The organism is Rhodococcus daqingensis (assembly GCF_042665615.1).
GTDB lineage: Bacteria > Actinomycetota > Actinomycetes > Mycobacteriales > Mycobacteriaceae > Rhodococcus_G > Rhodococcus_G daqingensis.
In genome coordinates this window covers 12653-28739 of record NZ_JBHTCS010000025.1, presented here as the reverse complement: position 1 = coordinate 28739, position 16087 = coordinate 12653, and the positions used below count along the sequence as shown (strand labels likewise).

10 protein-coding genes and 1 pseudogene are annotated in these 16087 nt (G+C 70.4%); 2 read left to right on the top strand and 9 right to left on the bottom strand.

The window, feature by feature from the left end:
• Positions 1-45: 45 nt before the first annotated feature.
• The 9 genes from ACFQS9_RS21350 to ACFQS9_RS21310 form a co-directional block, all read right to left on the bottom strand.
• Positions 46-900, bottom strand: coding sequence for a dienelactone hydrolase family protein (locus ACFQS9_RS21350; protein WP_378408385.1), 855 nt, complete (start codon positions 898-900; stop codon positions 46-48).
• A gap of 81 nt (positions 901-981) precedes the next feature.
• The gene (locus ACFQS9_RS21345) at positions 982-4287 is read right to left on the bottom strand and encodes an arabinosyltransferase domain-containing protein (protein WP_378408383.1); all 3306 of its coding nucleotides are present in this window, start codon (positions 4285-4287) and stop codon (positions 982-984) included.
• Between the two features lie 172 nt (positions 4288-4459).
• On the bottom strand, positions 4460-7774 hold the full coding sequence (locus tag ACFQS9_RS21340; RefSeq protein ID WP_378408382.1) for an arabinosyltransferase domain-containing protein: 3315 nt from the start codon (positions 7772-7774) through the stop codon (positions 4460-4462).
• Positions 7775-7804: 30 nt separating this feature from the next.
• Positions 7805-9595 (bottom strand): glycosyl transferase, encoded by a 1791-nt coding sequence (locus ACFQS9_RS21335; protein WP_378408380.1) that lies wholly within the window; start codon positions 9593-9595, stop codon positions 7805-7807.
• A gap of 78 nt (positions 9596-9673) precedes the next feature.
• The gene (locus ACFQS9_RS21330; protein ID WP_378408378.1) at positions 9674-10132 is read right to left on the bottom strand and encodes a VOC family protein; all 459 of its coding nucleotides are present in this window, start codon (positions 10130-10132) and stop codon (positions 9674-9676) included.
• Between the two features lie 70 nt (positions 10133-10202).
• Positions 10203-10844: a dihydrofolate reductase family protein gene (locus ACFQS9_RS21325; protein ID WP_378408376.1), complete on the bottom strand. Its 642-nt coding sequence runs from the start codon at positions 10842-10844 to the stop codon at positions 10203-10205.
• A 242-nt stretch (positions 10845-11086) separates the two neighbouring features.
• On the bottom strand, positions 11087-12478 hold the full coding sequence (locus ACFQS9_RS21320) for an RCC1-like domain-containing protein (RefSeq protein ID WP_378408374.1): 1392 nt from the start codon (positions 12476-12478) through the stop codon (positions 11087-11089).
• A 16-nt stretch (positions 12479-12494) separates the two neighbouring features.
• A complete protein-coding gene (locus tag ACFQS9_RS21315) occupies positions 12495-13001 on the bottom strand; it encodes a hypothetical protein (protein ID WP_378408372.1) in 507 nt (168 codons plus the stop codon).
• Between the two features lie 12 nt (positions 13002-13013).
• Complete coding sequence (locus tag ACFQS9_RS21310) at positions 13014-13283, bottom strand: helix-turn-helix domain-containing protein (RefSeq protein WP_378408370.1); 270 nt, start codon at positions 13281-13283, stop codon at positions 13014-13016.
• Positions 13284-13334: 51 nt separating this feature from the next.
• Between ACFQS9_RS21310 and map the strand changes: the two genes are divergently transcribed.
• Both map and ACFQS9_RS21300 read left to right on the top strand, forming a co-directional pair.
• Positions 13335-14102, top strand: a complete 768-nt coding sequence (map, locus tag ACFQS9_RS21305) for a type I methionyl aminopeptidase (RefSeq protein WP_378408368.1) — start codon at positions 13335-13337, stop codon at positions 14100-14102.
• Positions 14103-14444: 342 nt separating this feature from the next.
• Positions 14445-16073: pseudogene (locus ACFQS9_RS21300) on the top strand (TlrC/CarA/OleB/SrmB family ABC-F type ribosomal protection protein); the annotation flags it as partial.
• Positions 16074-16087 lie beyond the last annotated feature (14 nt).

Here is a 16087-nt window from a genome sequence, read left to right as displayed (position 1 = left end):
TAGCGGATCTTGTTCTAGCGCAGGGCGATCACGCCGCCCGCGGGCTCACCCCGGATCGACCGATCCGGTTCGGGGGTCCGCGGTCGGCGTCAGCAGCCGCGTCCGCATCAGGTCGAGGACCTGATCGAGCGCGGCGCGCGTGGGCTGACCGGGCTCGTCGATGAGGTGCTCGGTCAGTACCGAGTGCGGGGGCAGCAGCCCCTCCGGGTTCGCGGCGTCGCCGTCGATCTCGACGGCGACGAAGGCGTCGCCGAGCTGTTCGCGGAGGAACTCGAATCGTTCGGCAGGCGCGAGGCGATCCGAGTCGAAGCGCAGCCCCAGCACGGTCAGCCCGTTCGCGCAGCGCTGCTTCACCCTGGCCAGGTCGGCGGGCGAGATGTCGATGGTCCGCCGTCGCCGCGCGGAGACCGCGATCGGCAGCGAGGGCTGGGACAGGACCGGGGCGACCAGGACATCGTCCACGGCCATCGCGAGCGCGTAGCCGCCGGTGAAGCACATGCCGACCGCGCCGACCCCGGGGCCGCCGCACCGGCCGTGCTCATCCGCCGCCAGCGCCCGCAACCACCGGACCACCGGCGAGCTGCGCCCGGTGGCCAGCATCGTGAACTCGCGGCTGACACAGATCGGGACCATCGTGGTGATCGCGTTGACCGCCGTCGCGACCCTTCCGTGGGTACCCGGATTCGGATCCCGGCCGGGGTCCCCGAACAGGTGCGGAAGCACTGCCGTGCACCCGATCTCGGCGACCCGACGGGCGAACTCGAGCACCTTCGGGGTGATGCCGGGGATCTCGGCCATGATGATGACCGCCGGTCCGGTGCCGCGGCGGAAGACCGCGCGTGTGGTGCCGTCGTGGGTGAAGTGTGCGGTCTCGAAGTCGCTCATCGCGTCGTCCGGCATGTACCGAGTATGCGGGCGCAGGCCCTCCGATGCGACGAAGACCGGCCCCCGTGGGGAGCCGGTCTTCGTCGGTGCTGGTGGCTACTTCTCGTAGACGCGCATCATGCCGGGGCTCCAGAAGCCGGAGCGGCGCGCCTCGCCGGTGTCGACGGCGGCGGCCTGGGCCTCCGGGAAGTACGGCGTGTACCGCTCCAGTGCACCCCAGTCCCGGCCCCAGTCGTCGGTGAGGTAGGTCGGCACCGTGGACGCCTCCGCGAGCATCTCCGTCCAGCCGAGCGGTCCGCCGTTCTCGTGGGACTGCCAGGTGTCGGTGGAGCTGACCGCGAGCGGACGGTCCGGGAGGATGCGGTATCCGGGTACCTCGGCCACGCCGTACTTGTGGTCGAACGGGCGCTGGCAGGGGAACTGCAGGCCGACCGCCCAGTCGAGCAGCACCGGCTGGGTCGTGCCGATGTAGTCGTCGAGCGACTGCAACTGCGGCACCCTCGGCGGGGTGAAGGCGAGCCACTGGTCACCGGTCAGGTTCGGGTCGTTCGCCCGGACCCGCACCACATCGGCGTCCGCGGGCAGCTCGTCGAGCGGCACCCGCAGGTTGCGCCAGGACGGTGCGGGACCGATGTCCTTGGGCAGGTAGGAGCCCTGGACGGTGACGGTGCCGTTGGGTTCGCGGTGCCCGTACTCGAGCAGCAGCGACTGCCCGTAGGTGACCTCGCCGTCCTTGCTCTCCGACCAGATGCGCCCGGCCGCGGAGATCACCACCAGCGGCGACTGCTCGCTGCGTGCGGGCAGCCCGTACCAGCTGGAGACGAGGCCGGCCGGCTCCTGGACCCCGGTCTGATAGCTGCCCAGGACGGGGGTGGTCGCGGGGTTCAGTCCGTACGGCAGCTTGACGTTGCTGCCGTTGACGCCGACCGCGCCGGTGCCGCCCTCGGTGCCCGCGCCCGCGCCTGTGGCGAAGTTCGGGCCGACCGACTGGCCGTCGGTGTTCGACTGGCCGGGCTTGACCTCGGTGTAGTCCGCGGACAGGTCGGTGGGCACACCGTTGGGGCTGAATCCGCGCGGATCGCTGCCCGCCAGGGGGTCGTTCGGGTTCGCGGGCGGGTTCGCCGGGTCGAAGATCGGCTGCAGCCGGCCGGCGTTCGGGTCCGCCTCGGTGAGAACGTCGTCGGCGAGCCCGCACGGCGATCCGGTGACGGCGTCGACGTTGGAGCGGGCCAGCGAATAGGCCGGGTACTGGGAGACCGCGCCCTTGGCCAGCGAGAGCACCTCGAACAGCACCATCAGCGCGGCCACCACGGTCAGCGGCATGGCGGCGAACCTCTTGATGCGCCTGCCCTTTTCGGTGGAGGCCTTCACCTCGGTGCCGATGAAGTCCTCCCGGAAGTACTGCCAGGCGACGACCAGGATGGCGATGACGAACAGCGCCAGGAGTGCGCTGTTGAGCTGCCTGCCACCGAGCGAGACGGTCTTGTCGAACCACGGGATGCCGTAGCTCGAGACGTACCACCAGCCGTTGATACCGGAGAAGGAGAAGGCGAGCACGAGGAGCAGGCCCGCCGCGAACATGGTGCGGTTGCGGCGCGAGCGCAGCGCCGAGGCGGAGACCGCGACCGCGGTCAGCGCGGCCAGCGAACCGGCGATGCCCGCGTACACCCCGAAGTGGTGCGTCCACTTGGTGGGGTTGAACATCATGAAGAAGATGGTTCCGAAGATCACGCCGAGCAGTCGCCACGACGGGCCGACCGCCGCGCCCGGCACCCGCTTGCGGCGCAGCAGGACGAACAGCGTGGTGAACAGGCAGAGGATCATCACCAGGAACGCGAACCGCCGGGCCAGCGAACCGTCGACCGTCTGCACGAACAGGTAGTAGTAGCGCAGGAACTCCTCGTACCAGTTCATGTTCGGGCCGATCAGGGTGCGCACCCGGGTGGCCTCGCGGACGCCCGCGAAGGTCTGGTCGGCGAACACCACGACGAGCACCACGGTGCCCGCCGCCAGCAGCGGCGCGACCAGCGGCCAGGCGCCGACCTCACGGTGCCGCCGGACCAGGATGCGGACCATCGGCCGGGCGCCGGCCAGCAGGGCCGCGACGCACATGAGGCCGGTGGGCCCGGCGGCGAGCGAGAACGCGGCGATGAGCACGGCGACCGCGGCGGGCAGCAGGCGCCCGGTGGCGATGGCTCGCTCCACCGAGCACCAGGTCAGCAGGGCGCCGAGCGCGATGATCGGTTCGGGGCGCAGGCCGTTGTTGTAGGCCATCCAGAACGCGAGGAACACCAGACCGCCGGTCCAGATCGCGGCGGAGCTGTGCCGGACCGCGCGGCCCAGGCGGGGGATCACCTCGCGGCTGATGACCAGCCAGCACAGGATTCCGGCCAGCAGCGCGGGCAGTCGCATCCACGGGCTGGCCGTGGAGATCTTGGCCATCGCGGCCAGCACCTCGTAGTACCAGCCGAACGGGGCCTCCGGGACGCCGAACCAACGGAAGTAGTTGGCCATGTAGCCGGCGTGCTCCGACACCCGGGCCATCGTGAGCAGGTAGCCGTCGTCGGCGGTGTTGGCGCCGATGAAGTGCCACAGCACGAGGATGCCGACGACCACGCCGTCGACCGGCTTGAACTGCCACCAGTGCGACGGGAAGAAGCGCCGATGGCCGCGGCCGTCGGTGCCGTCGAGGCGGGCGAGCGCCACCAGCGAGGAGAGGGTCAGCAGGGCCGCGAGCACCATCGCCGCGCTCTTGATCAGCGTGGGCGAGGAGGTGAAGCGGGAGTCGATGTTCGCGGTCAGCGACAGCCCGGTGGGCGCGGGGCCGTCCAGGCTGGTGAACACGCCCACCACCTGCGGCCGCAGGTCTCCCGTGAGGGTGCCGGTGACCGGGTTGCCGTCGATGGACAGGCCCTCGAAGGTGGCGGTGGTGCTGTCGATGTCGGAGCTGAAGGTGATGGCCGTGCAGCCGCCGGCCTCGACCCGGGCCCGCGGGGCCGACGCGACGACCACGTTGCGGTCGAGCACGTCCACGGTGTCGGCGGTGACCCGCATGAACATCGCGCTGAGCGGGGCGTCCGTGCCCTGCGGCGGGGCCGTGGCCAGCAGCAGGCCGCCCTCCGCGGGCAGGTCGCGGACCAGCGCGCACGGCACCGTCGCCTGCAGATCGAGCGGCACCTGGGCCATCAGCGGCGCGTTGACGCTCGCGGTGACGCCCGCCTGCGGCCAGTTCAGCGTGGACGTCGTCTGCGTGACCGGCAGGAACGGCGTCGCCACCGCGAACAGCGCACCGAGCAGGCCGGTGACGAGCGCGACCAGCCGCGCGGTGCGGTACTTCGCTCTGAAGTCGACCGGTGGCGGTGCGGAAATGACTGGTTCGGGGGCTGTCACGACGTCGGGCACGGTTCACGATGGTAGGCGAGGGCCGGTCGGCGTTCACATCGCTACGGAGAATCGCCGTATTCGGTGATCCACACCCCTGTGTCGCAGCTCGTATCCCCAGCTCAGCGGCCTGGTCGGCCGTTCAGTCGGTGGGAATCGGCTGCGATCACAGGGTTCGTGATCCGTGCCGCCGTCATCGGGCCGGGATCGGGCCCGGGGTCCACAGCCCGGATCGGGTGACGGTTGCGGTGTCCACCCGGGCGGGCACCGCGGATTCGTCGAGGGGTGTGAACCGCTCCAGCGACCCCCAGTCCCGGTCCCAGTCGTGGTCGAGGTAGCTGGGCATGGTCTGCGCGGTGAGCAGCAGGTCGGTCCAGCCGAGCGGTCCGCCGCCGAGGCTGTCCTGCCAGCCGTTCGTCGCGTCGGCACCGACCCGGTCCGGCAGGATCCGGTACTCGGGTGCCTCGGCGACCCCGTACTCATGGCCGAACGGCCGCTGGCAGGGGAAGGACAGACCGACGGACCAGTCCAGCAGTACCGGTGCGCTGGAGCCGACCACGTCGTTCAGCGTCCGCAGTTGCGGCACCCGCGGCGGCGTGACGGCCAGCCACTGCTTCTGGGAGAGGTCGTGGTCGTTCGCGACCAGCCGCACGGCGGTCGCGTCCGCGGGGATGTCGGCCATCGGGACGCGCAGGTTCCGCCACGACGGCGACGGGCCGATGTCGATCGGCAGCAGGCTGCCGCGCGGCTCGATCGTGCCGTCGGCGGCCGGGGTGCCGTACTCGACGACCAGATCCTGGCCGTAGGTGACGATGCCGTCGGCGTCGACGGACCGGATCCGGCCCGCGGCGGTGACCGCGAGGATCGGGGCCGCGTCGCTCCGCTGAGCCGATGTGCCGGCGGAGCCGGGCTCCGGCAGCCGGTACCACCCGGAGGTGAGCTGCGCGGTGGTCTGCTCCCCGCTCTGGTAGCTGCCGAGCACGGGCGTCCGGGCCGGGTCGAGGCCGAATGGCAGGGCGACGGAGCTGCCGTTGACGCCGACGACCCCGGTGCCCCCGCCGGTGCCGGCCGCGGTGCCGGACGTGGTGGTGGTGGCGTCGCTGTCGGTGGTGTTCGCACCGCCCGCCGCCTTGGTCTCCTCGTCGGCCGTCAGGTCGACGGGCACCCCGTTGGGGGTGAAGCCGGTGTCGGCGTCCGCCCCGAGCGGGTTCTCCGCCGGGCGCACCGGGGTGAGCATCCCGGCGTTCGCGTCCGACTCGATCAGCACGTCGTCGGCCAGCGCGCAGGTGTTGCCCGCGAGGGTCTCGACGTTCGAGCGGGCCACCGAGTAGGCCGGGTACTGCGCGACCGCGGCCTTCGCGAGGGACAGCACCTCGAAGAGCACCACGAACGCCGCCGCAAGCGTGAGCGGCGAACCGAGCAGCGCGCGCAGCCCGCGCGGCGGCGTCCGCTCTTCCGCCGGCCGATAGGGGGCGCGCAGGTGCTGCCAGCCCGCCACCAGCAGGGTCAGCACCGCGAGCCCGAGCAGCGCGGTGGAGAAGGCGTTGCCGCCGATGGACGGCGGCTTGTCCCACCACGGCACGCCGTAGCTGGAGACGTACCACCATCCGTTCGAGCCGGTGAAGGCCAGCGCGAGCAGGAACAGCACGCCCGCCGCGAACAGCGTGCGGTTGCGCCGCGAGCGGAGGGTGGCCGCGGCGACCGCGACGGCGGTCAGCGCGGCGATCGAGCCGGCCAGGCCCGCGTAGACACCGAAGTGGTGCGTCCACTTGGTGGGGGTGAACATCATCAGCACCAGCGAGCCGAACACGATGCCGAGGATGCGCCGGGACGGCCCGGCGGCGGCGCCCGGGATCTTCCCGCCGCGTCGCAGCATGATCATCGCGCACACGACCAGGCACAGGATCATCGTGAACACGCCGAACCGGCGGGCCAGCGAGCCGTCGGGCGAGACGTTCATCAGCGCGTCGTAGCGGTGGTACTCGTCGAACCACTTCACGTTCGGGCCGACCAGGGTGCGGACCCGGGTCGCCTCGAGCACGGTCGCGAGGGTCTGGTCGGCGAAGACCACCGCCAGCACCACGGTGCCGGCGGCGGCGATCGGCGCCAGCAGGGGCAGCCATCCCACCTCGCGGGCCCGGCGGACCAGGATCGCCACGAGCGGCCGGGCGCCGACGATCAGCGCCGCGACGGCGATCACGCCGGTCGGCCCGGCCGCCAGCGAGAACGCCGCGATGAACACGCCGACCGCGGCGGGCAGCAGCCGGCCGGTGGCGATCGCGCGTTCGATCGAGCACCAGGTCAGGAGCGCGCCAAGGGCGATGATCGGTTCGGGGCGCAGGCCGTTGTTGTAGGGCAGCCAGAACGCGAGGAAGACGAGCGCGCCGGTCCAGATCGCGATCCGGTTGTGGCGCACCGCGTTCCCGAGGCGCGGGATCACCTCGCGGCTGATCACCATCCAGCACAGGATCCCGGCGATCAGCGCGGGCAGCCGCATCCAGGTGCTGGCGGTGCCGATCTTCGCCATCGCCACCAGCACGTCGTAGTACCAGCCGAACGGCGCCTCGGGGACGCCGAACCAGCGGAAGTAGTTGGCCATGTAGCCGGCGTTCTCCGACACCCGGGCCATGTTCAGCAGGTAGCCGTCGTCGGAGGTGTTCGCCCCGATGAAGTGCCACAGCGCGAGGGTGCCGACCACCAGGGCGTCGATGCCGGTGAAGCGCAACCAGTGCCGGGGCAGGAAGCGGCGCGCGGCGCGGCCGTCGGTGCAGTCGAGGCGGTGCAGCGCGATCAGCGCGATCAGCGTGGCCAGCGCCCCGACGATCATCGCGACCAGTTTGAACGGCGTCGGGCTGGAGGAGAACCGGGAGTCGATGTCCGCGCGCACCTCGAGGCCGGCGGGGGCGGTGCCCCCTGTGGCGTTTGTGGCGGTGCCCTGCAGGTCACTGAAGATCCCGACCATCTGCGGGCGCAGGTCGCCCGGGACGTCGACGCTCAGCGGCTGGCCCGCTTCGTTCGTGAGCCCGGCGAAGGTGGCGGTGGTGTGATCGGCGTCGGAGAACACGGTGATCGCCGAGCAGCCCGCGGCGACGTCGGACAGCGGCGCGGAGACCAGCACGCTGTTGCGGAGGATCACCTGCACCTCACGGCCGGTGTCGCCCGCCGCGGGATCGCCGCTCACCTTGACGGTGAGGCCGTCGAGTTCGGCGTCGGCCGCTTCCTTCGGGGCGGTGGAGAGCAGGACCTGCCCGTCGGGCGGCAGCTGGGTCGCCACCGGGCAGGGGATGTGCGCGCTGATGTTCAGCGGCTCGTAGCTGATCAGCGGCGCGGACACGCTGGTCAGGGCGCCGTTCTGCGGCCAGGACACGCTGGCGGTCGTCTGCGTGACCGGCAGCAGCGGGGTGAGGACGGCCAGCAGCAGCCCGGCCAGGCCCGCGACGACCGCGATCAGGCGGGCGGTGCGCAGTGAGGTTCGGTCGGCTGGCGGGGATTCAGGCGCGTCGGACACAAGGTCCGATCGTATGGGACGGCGCCCGGGTCAGCGCCCCGCGGCGACCAGAGAGCGCACGTCCCAGACCCAGACGTCGTCGGCGGCGTGCCCGCTGTCGCGGAGCAGCTCGCTGACCGTGTCCCGGAGCGCCTGGCTGTTCCGGCCCGGTGGGAGCACCACCACGTCGGCCCGCCAGAACCTCAGGTCGGCGGCCGCCTGCGCGCGCAGCTCATCGGTGATCGTCGGCGCCGCGCCGGTCTTGTTCACCTCGGCCAGCAGCAGGGCCGTCGGGCGGTCGTCGGGACCGTACTTGGCCTTCTTGGCGGCACCGGCCGGTCCGACGAAGTAGCCGCCGGCGAGCGGGAAGCCGAAATCGGCGCGGGCCTGCCAGGACAGCGCGCGCGCATCCTCGGGCCGCGGGAGCGGGACCGTCACGATGGAGCCGTCGGCGACGTACCCGCGCCAGGTCCCGTCGGTGAAGAACTCGGGGGCGGGCTTGCGGTCGACCGCGGGGAGCGGCATCGGGGTCAGCGGCAGCAGGGCGAACACCAGGCAGATGCACCAGGGCACCAGCGTCGCCCGCTCGCGGACGGCACGGTCCGTCGCCATCGCCAGCAGCAGCGCGATCGCGGGAACCGCGCCCATCGCGAACCTGGTCTCGAGCACCGACTCGAGCAGCGGGACGTGCTCGAACCATGCCCACGGCAACGTGATCCCGGTCCGGTTCCGACCGATCGTCAGCTCGGAGCCGAGCGAGAGCACGCCCATCACGAGCACGGTCACCGCCGCGGCCCGCGCGAGCGGTACGCGCCACAACCAGGCCGATGCCGCGGCGACGAGGGCCAGCAGGGGCCAGCCGAAGTAGGCGTTCTCCTCGGTGGCGCCGATCGAGACGTCCTGTCCGGGGTTGGTGATCCCCCCGAGCGACTGCGCCGGGAACTGCAGCAGCGCCTTGAGATCGTTGCCCATCGCCCCGTGGTCGATGACCCGGTAGCTCTGCGGCCCGAAGAACTGCCACCACAACGGGATCGCGGTGATCGCCAGCGCGATCGCCGCCGCGAGCAGCAGCGGCCGCCACGCGGACCGCACCGCGGCGCGGAAGAGTCGAGGACGGAAGGCGAAGTACGCCACCGTGAACACGGCGAAGGACATGGCGCAGATGAGCAGCGGCTCCTCGCCGAGGAGGATCTGCGCGGCGACGAGGAGGCCGAGGGTGACCGTGGCCCGGATGCCCGCGCCGCGGCTGAGCCGGATCACGCAGCCGAGGATCAACGGCAGCAGCGCCAGCGCCACGAAGTTCGGGTGACCGTTGGCGTGCGAGATCATCCCCGGCGCGAATCCGCAGAACGCGCCGCCGACCGCCGCCGCGGCCCTCGACCGCACCGCATACCGGGACAGCAGCCAGTACCAGGCGAAGGCGGTCCCGGCGAGGCCCGCGGTCAGCACCAGCGTCCAGGTGGCGGTCGGGCCGAACAGCAGCGTGACGGGCGCGAGCGGGATGCTGACGCCGAACATGGCCGTGTTGGCCATCAGGTTCACGCCGTGCGGGTAGTTCTGCAGGACCGTGCCGAGTGGGTTCTCCAGCCGGGTGACCGAATGCGCCGCGACCGCGAAGAACCACTCCCACATCCGCTGGTCCTGGCCGCTGCCGATCAGGTAGCCGACGGTGGGGGAGCGCCACTGGCGGACGAGCACCACCACCGCCATCGCGGTGAACGCCAGCGCGGCGGCCAGGTCGGCTCCGGTCCAGTACCCCCGCAGGCGCCCGACGACGGCGCGCGCGGAGCTCGATGTGGTCGAGGTCCTCGCGGGGTCCGCCAATACCGGCACCTGGGGCATTCATGTTCCTGTCCGTCGTCGGGCCGACGGAGTGCCGAGCCCTTGGCCCCGGCCACCGTACTCACCGTCGGACCGTTGTCACACCCAGGGCCGTCGGCGGTGAAAGGGTGCGCATCGCCTCGCAAGGCCGAACAGCCACCACACGTTGTGCCAGGGATCGACGAACCGGGCGAGGGAGCTGCCCCCGTAGAACGGCGTGGTCGAGGTGACCACCCGGGCGCCCCTCTCGCCGGCGCGTCGCAGTACCTCGTCGCAGTCGGTGACGTTCACCTGGAGCAGGGCGGGGGTGAACGCCCAGTCCGGCTTGGAGTCGACGACCATCAGGCACGAGTCCCCGATCCGGACCTCCGCGTGGATCAGCAACCCGTCAGTGTCCACGCTGTGCGCTTCCTCGGTTTCCCGGCCGTCGAGCACCTCGGTGAGGAAACGAATGAACGCCCGTGCGCCGCCATGGCCTTTCACCGCCGCGAAGGCGTTCACGCTGCCGTAGCCGTTGTCCAGGTCGGCATTGGATTGGATGAGCTCTCTCGTGGTCATGCCCGCGACGTTGTCATCGAATCCGGTCAGATGCTGTCCGCGTTTGTGTGTCCTTGCGCGGTTCCTCGGGTCATTTCCGCCAGAACAGGTGGTGGGCCACACCACTCGGGCTGGGCACGATCTCGAGGTGGAACCGGTCGCGCAGTTCTTCCGGTGACTCCCAGAGCCGGAGTCCGGATCCGAACGTTATCGGGGAGACCGCCACGTGCATGGTGTCGACGAGGTCGGCGTCGAGGAACTGCTTGATGGTGGTGACTCCGCCGCCGAGTCGGACGTCCTTGCCCTGCGCTGCCTCGCGCGCCTGCTCGAGGATCGTGGCCGGGTCGCCGTCGACGAAATGGAACGTGGTGTCGGAGAGCGTGAACGAGGGACGCTTGTGGTGGGTCATGACGAATACCGGGGTGCGGAACGGAGGCTCGTCGCCCCACCACCCACGCCATTCGAGATCCTCCCAGGGGCCGCGCTGGTACCCGAACTTGTTGCGTCCCATGATCTCGGCGCCGATGTTCCGAGCGAAATCTCTCGTGAAGTAGTCGTCGAGGCCACGGCTGCCCCCGGGGTCGGTGCGGGTGGGCCAGCTGGCCGTGGCGCCGCCCCACGCGAACATGGCCCCGGGGTCGAGGCCAAACGGGCTCTCGAAGCTCTGGTTTTCCCCGGCGCCGATTCCGTCACTCGAAACGTTGAAGTTCTGGACTCGCAGTAGCTGACTCACTCTGTGCTCCCACACTCTCGATGATGGTGATGGAAGTACAGACTCCCCAGCACGCACAAACTCATCGGAAGGTTGACCGGCCTTCCCGGATAGGCGCGAAGATGGGCGATCGCTGGACACCCCGGGCGGAGGATTCCTGGCCGCGACCCCTCGCCGTCGGAGGGTGGGCGGCTGACATCTCCAAAGAGGCAGTGCCAACGGGAGATCCCGCTGGCACTGCCTCGAGTTGCATGGATTGTTTGTCAGCTTGCGAATGCCGAATCAAGCGACCCTGCGCCCGCGCTTGGCGGTGAGGGCGGGTTTCCAGGTTCGCTGGGGTCGCCATTACCAGGGTTGGTGGGGTTTCCGGGGTCAGTTGGATCGGTGGGGTCGACTGGATCCGTGGGGTTACCGGGTCCGACGGTGGTGTTCTTCGCGATTGCCATTGAGTAGCGCCAGCCGGCGGCGATGGCGGTGACCGCCTTGCCGGTGAGTTCTTGCGGTGTGTCGGTCTGCCCGTGACTGTTGCTGCCCCACGTGTGAAGGGCTCCGTCGCTGGTCAGCGCCATGGCGTGTTCGGTGCCGGCGGCGATGGCTGTAACGGTTTTGCCGGTGAGTTCTTCCGGTACGTCCGTCTGCCCGAAGTTGTTCAACCCCCAGCCGTGGACGGCGCCGTCATCGGTGAGGGCCAAGTTGTAGCGGTCGGCTGCTGCGATCGCGGTGACGGCCTTGTCAGCCATAGCCGGTGGGCTGCTGGAAGGAGTGCCGTTGCCGGTCCAGGAGTACACGTCGCCATCGTCGGTGAGAACCGTCCATTCCCACGTGTTCGCTGCGATCGCGGTGACCGTCTTGCCTTTGAGTTCATTCGGGGTGGCGCGCATGTAGCTGTAGGGGTGCCACACGTGTACCGAGCCATCCTCGGTCAGCGCTGCCCATCGCATCCCGTACGCGGTGATCGCGGTTACCTTCTTGCTGGTCAGCACATCTGGGATATCGGTTGCACCTTGGGCGTTGGATCCCCACGCGTGGATGACACCATCATCGGTCAGAGCCAGGAAGTAGTCGCCGAGGACGTTGCCGGCGGCGATGGCCTTGACTGTCTTGCCGCTGAGCTCCTGAGGTGGGGCGCTTGGATCCCCGCCTGGAACGTCATATGTCGGCCAGACGTGCACGGCGCCCTCATCGGTGAGCGCCATGGAGTGGTTGCTGCCTGTCGCGACGGCGGTGACGGTCTTGTTGGCGAGGGCTTTGGGTACCGCAGTTTGCCCGTAGTCGCTTGTTCCCCAAGCGTATACAGTTCCGCCCGGAGGGTTGGCAACGCCAACCGGTGCGGCGTTGCTCTGGCCGACCATCGACGCAGTGAGTCCGACGGCTGCGGTCATCACGAAAAGAAGCCGGGGGAGGGTTCGACAGCGATTCCGATTGATTCGTGTGCTGGTCATTTGCGCTTTCTCGTTGGCTGTCCTGGCATGCCCGAAATGCTCCCATTCCAGAGAACTTTCAACGCACACCCATCCGTTGCCCATGCCGCAACGTTGACAGGACAATAGATGGCGGCCGATCGGCCGGAGCGGGCGACTCGATCCACTGTCATCCACCTGAATGACAGCGACCTGCACCGTTCCGGTGGCGAGGTTCGGGACCGGGTCGGTCACGACCCGGGCCGGCACCTCACCGATCGACGAGGTCCAGACATTGCTTTGCGCGGACCACCGACGTGCCCTCCGCCGCGAAGGGCATGTCGGTGCCCGGCGGCCAGTCGGTCCATATTCGCGCCGCGTCGTCCACACCGACGAGTCCGCTACGGCCACTGCCGAACCCGACGGCCGACCCGTCCTGCGACCGGGCCGCGTCCGTGCCCAAACCCCAGACGCCGTACGCGGTTTCGCCATCCGCCGTGGTGAACCGCATCGCGACGGCATAGTAGTTGGCGAAGGGGACCGAGGCCGTGGCCGCGATCCACGGATCCCGTACAGCAACAGCCGCGGTGGGGGCGATCGGCCGCGCGGTCGAACGACTCGCGATTGCGTCGACGATGCTCTGCTCGACCGGCAGGCAGTGGGCGTTGTCGGGACGTCGAATCTCCTTGGCCAGCGCCATCGTCAGGAGCGCGGCCGCCGCGATCGCGACGACGATGGTCACCGCTGCACGAACCGGACGCGTGCGCCGTTCGATCATGGGCCGCTCACGCTACGAGGCCGCCTCGCGGCCCGGAGGGGGATCGGCCAGCGCCTCGGCGACCAGGTCCAGAGACAGCCCGAGCACCTGGGCGAGGGCGGCGACGGTGAAGAACGCGGGCGTCGCGATCCGTCCGGTCTCGATCTTGCGCAGCGTCTCCACGGAGATGCCCGCGTCCATCGCGACCTCGACCATGCTGGCCTCGCCGCGGGCTCCGCGCAGCAGCTCACCGAGTCGTCGGCCCCGTTCGAGTTCCTCCGCCGTCAGCGGCACGCGCACCATGGTCCTATAGTAATACCGGTATAGTTATTCGTAACCGGAGGTGGAGTGGGCATGGTCGAGATCAAGACCGAGGGCGAGGTGCGCTCGATGCGGGCGGCCGGACGGGTGGTGGCGCAGGCCCTCGCGGCGGCGCGGGCGACGGCCGCGGTCGGGGTGAGCCTGCGCGAGCTGGACGCGGCCGCGGCGGCGGTGATCCGGGAGGCGGGCGCCAGCCCGGCCTTCCTCGACTACCACCCCGCTTGGGCGCCGTCCCCGTTCCCGGGCGTGGTGTGCGCCAGCGTCAACGACGCCATCGTGCACGGCATCCCGACCGACTACCGGCTCGCCGACGGCGATCTGGTGAGCCTGGACTGCGGAGCGTTTCTCGACGGGTGGTGCGGTGATTCGGCGATCAGCTTCGTGGTCGGCGCGGCCGACCCCGAGGACCTGAGCCTGATCGCGGATACCGAGGCGGCCCTCGCGCGGGGCATCGAGGCCGCGCGGGTGGGGAACCGGATCGGCGACATCGCCGATGCCATCGGCACTTTCGCCAGGAGCAGGGGCCGCGGGGTGCTCGCCGATCACGGCGGCCACGGCATCGGCCGCGCCATGCACGAGGAGCCGGACGTGCCGAACGAGGGACGGCCCGGCCGGGGGATGAAGCTGCGCCCCGGCCTGGTGCTCGCGCTCGAGCCGATGCTGATCCGCGGCGGCACCGACGACTACCGGCACGACCCGGACGGGTGGACGCTGCGCACCCTCGACGGCACCCGCGCGGCGCACAGCGAGCACACCGTCGCCATCACCGCGGACGGGCCGCTGATCCTCACCGCGGCCTGAGAGCCGCTGCAGCGCAACGAATCCGTTGGCCCCCGCGGAGGTTGCATCGGCTGCTCTCCTCGGCGGCGCATCGTTCGCGCCACCGCCGCGCGACAGCAAGTAGCAAGACGAGACGGTTCGTCTTGACTTCGTTCGCCACTGATGGCATAGTGCGTGAGCACCAGACAAGACGAACCGTCTCGTCTAGATAGGTCCTCGTAGCGCTGCATGTAGAGAAGGAGACATCCCATAGGACGCTCGACGCTCCCTCCCCGGTCTCGCCGGATTCCGCACCGCGCGGTGCATCCGGATACGTCTTCGAACCGCTCCGATCGGCCTGGCCGGGAACAGGGGAAAAGCTCCATGCGCACTTCACAACTCGCCCTCCGCGACATCACCAAGCGCTACGGGGACCGTGTCATACTCGACCGGGTCTCCTTCACTGTCGGGCCGGGCGAGAAGGTCGGCGTCATCGGAGACAACGGCTCGGGCAAGTCCACGCTCCTCAGGCTCATCGCCGGCGACGAGCGCGTCGACAACGGCGAGATGACCGTGACCGCACCGGGCGGTACTGGCTACCTGGCCCAGGCCCTGCGGCTTCCGCCCGAGGCCACCGTGCAGGACGTGGTCGACCTGGCCCTGGCCGACCTGCGCGAGCTCGAATCACGGATGCGCCAGGCCGAAGCCGACCTGGCCAAGGGGGAAACCGACCCCGGAACCGGCGGCCCAGCGTATGCGGCCTACGCCAGACTGATCGAGCGGTACGAGGCGCGCGGCGGCTACGAGGCCGACACCCGGGTGGGCATCGCGCTGCACGGACTCGGCCTGCCGAATCTGGACTTCGGCAGGAGGTTGGACACCTTGTCCGGGGGTGAGCGGTCCCGCCTGGCGCTGGCCACCACGCTCGCAGCGCAACCGGAGCTGCTGCTCCTGGACGAGCCGACCAACGACCTGGACGACCACGCGGTCGGCTGGTTGGAAGCGTTCCTGCGCGGGCACAACGGCACGGTGATCGTGGTCAGTCACGACCGGATGTTCCTGGAACGGCTCACGACCACGATCCTGGAGGTCGATTCCGGCCGGGTGTCCCGCTACGGGAACGGCTACGACGGCTATCTCACCGCCAAAGCGGCGGAGCGCCGACGGCGGCTGCAGGAGTACGAGGACTGGTGTGCCGAACTCGCCCGAAACCGACAGCTCGCCGAAGCCAATGTGGCGCGGCTGGAAGGGATTCCCCGCAAGCTGCCGTTGAGCGTCTTCGGCCACGGCGGGTTTCGCGCGCGCGGTCGCGGGCACGGCGCGATGGTCCGGGTCCGCAACGCGAAGCAGCGGGTCGAGCGACTGACGGGCGACCCCGTCACACCACCGCCCGACCCGCTGGTCCTCTCCGCGCGCGTGACGACCGCGGGCCGCGGAGCCGCGGTGGCGGCCCAGCTCACCGACGTGCACGTCGAGGACCGGCTCCACATCCCCTTCCTGCGGATCCGGCCCGGCGAGCGGCTGCTGGTGACCGGCCCCACCGGCGCCGGCAAGACCAGCCTGATGCGCGTCCTCGCTGGCGAGCTCCGACCCGACGGTGGCTCGGTGCACATCCCTGAGCGGGTCGGACATCTGCGCCAGGAGCAGTTCCCGTGGCCGCCCGGGCTCACCGTCGTGCAGGCATTCGCGCATGACCGGGACGGCGATCCGGACGAGCACGCGGAGACGCTGCTCTCGCTGGGCCTGTTCAGCCCGGCCGATCTGCGCCTACGCGTGGGGGACCTCTCGTACGGGCAGCGGCGCCGGATCGAGCTGGCCCGGCTGGTGAGCGAACCGGTCGACCTGTTGCTGCTGGACGAACCCACCAACCACCTCGCGCCCGCCCTCGTCGAGGAGCTGGAACGGGCGCTGGCGGATTACCGGGGCGCCCTGGTGGTTGTCACACACGACCGCCGCATGCGGGCCGGGTTCACCGGCTCGCACCTCGAGCTGCGCGCCGGCCGTGCCGCCGAGCAGCAGGAGCCGGC

What these genes read in the sequence shown, in the direction of transcription:
- ACFQS9_RS21335 (WP_378408380.1), bottom strand. Translation starts at nt 9,595, where the DNA reads ATGCCCCAGGTGCCGGTATTGGCGGACCCCGCGAGGACCTCGACCACA.
- map (WP_378408368.1), top strand. Translation starts at nt 13,335, where the DNA reads ATGGTCGAGATCAAGACCGAGGGCGAGGTGCGCTCGATGCGGGCGGCC.
- ACFQS9_RS21310 (WP_378408370.1), bottom strand. Translation starts at nt 13,283, where the DNA reads ATGGTGCGCGTGCCGCTGACGGCGGAGGAACTCGAACGGGGCCGACGA.
- ACFQS9_RS21315 (WP_378408372.1), bottom strand. Translation starts at nt 13,001, where the DNA reads ATGATCGAACGGCGCACGCGTCCGGTTCGTGCAGCGGTGACCATCGTC.
- ACFQS9_RS21330 (WP_378408378.1), bottom strand. Translation starts at nt 10,132, where the DNA reads ATGACCACGAGAGAGCTCATCCAATCCAATGCCGACCTGGACAACGGC.
- ACFQS9_RS21350 (WP_378408385.1), bottom strand. Translation starts at nt 900, where the DNA reads ATGCCGGACGACGCGATGAGCGACTTCGAGACCGCACACTTCACCCAC.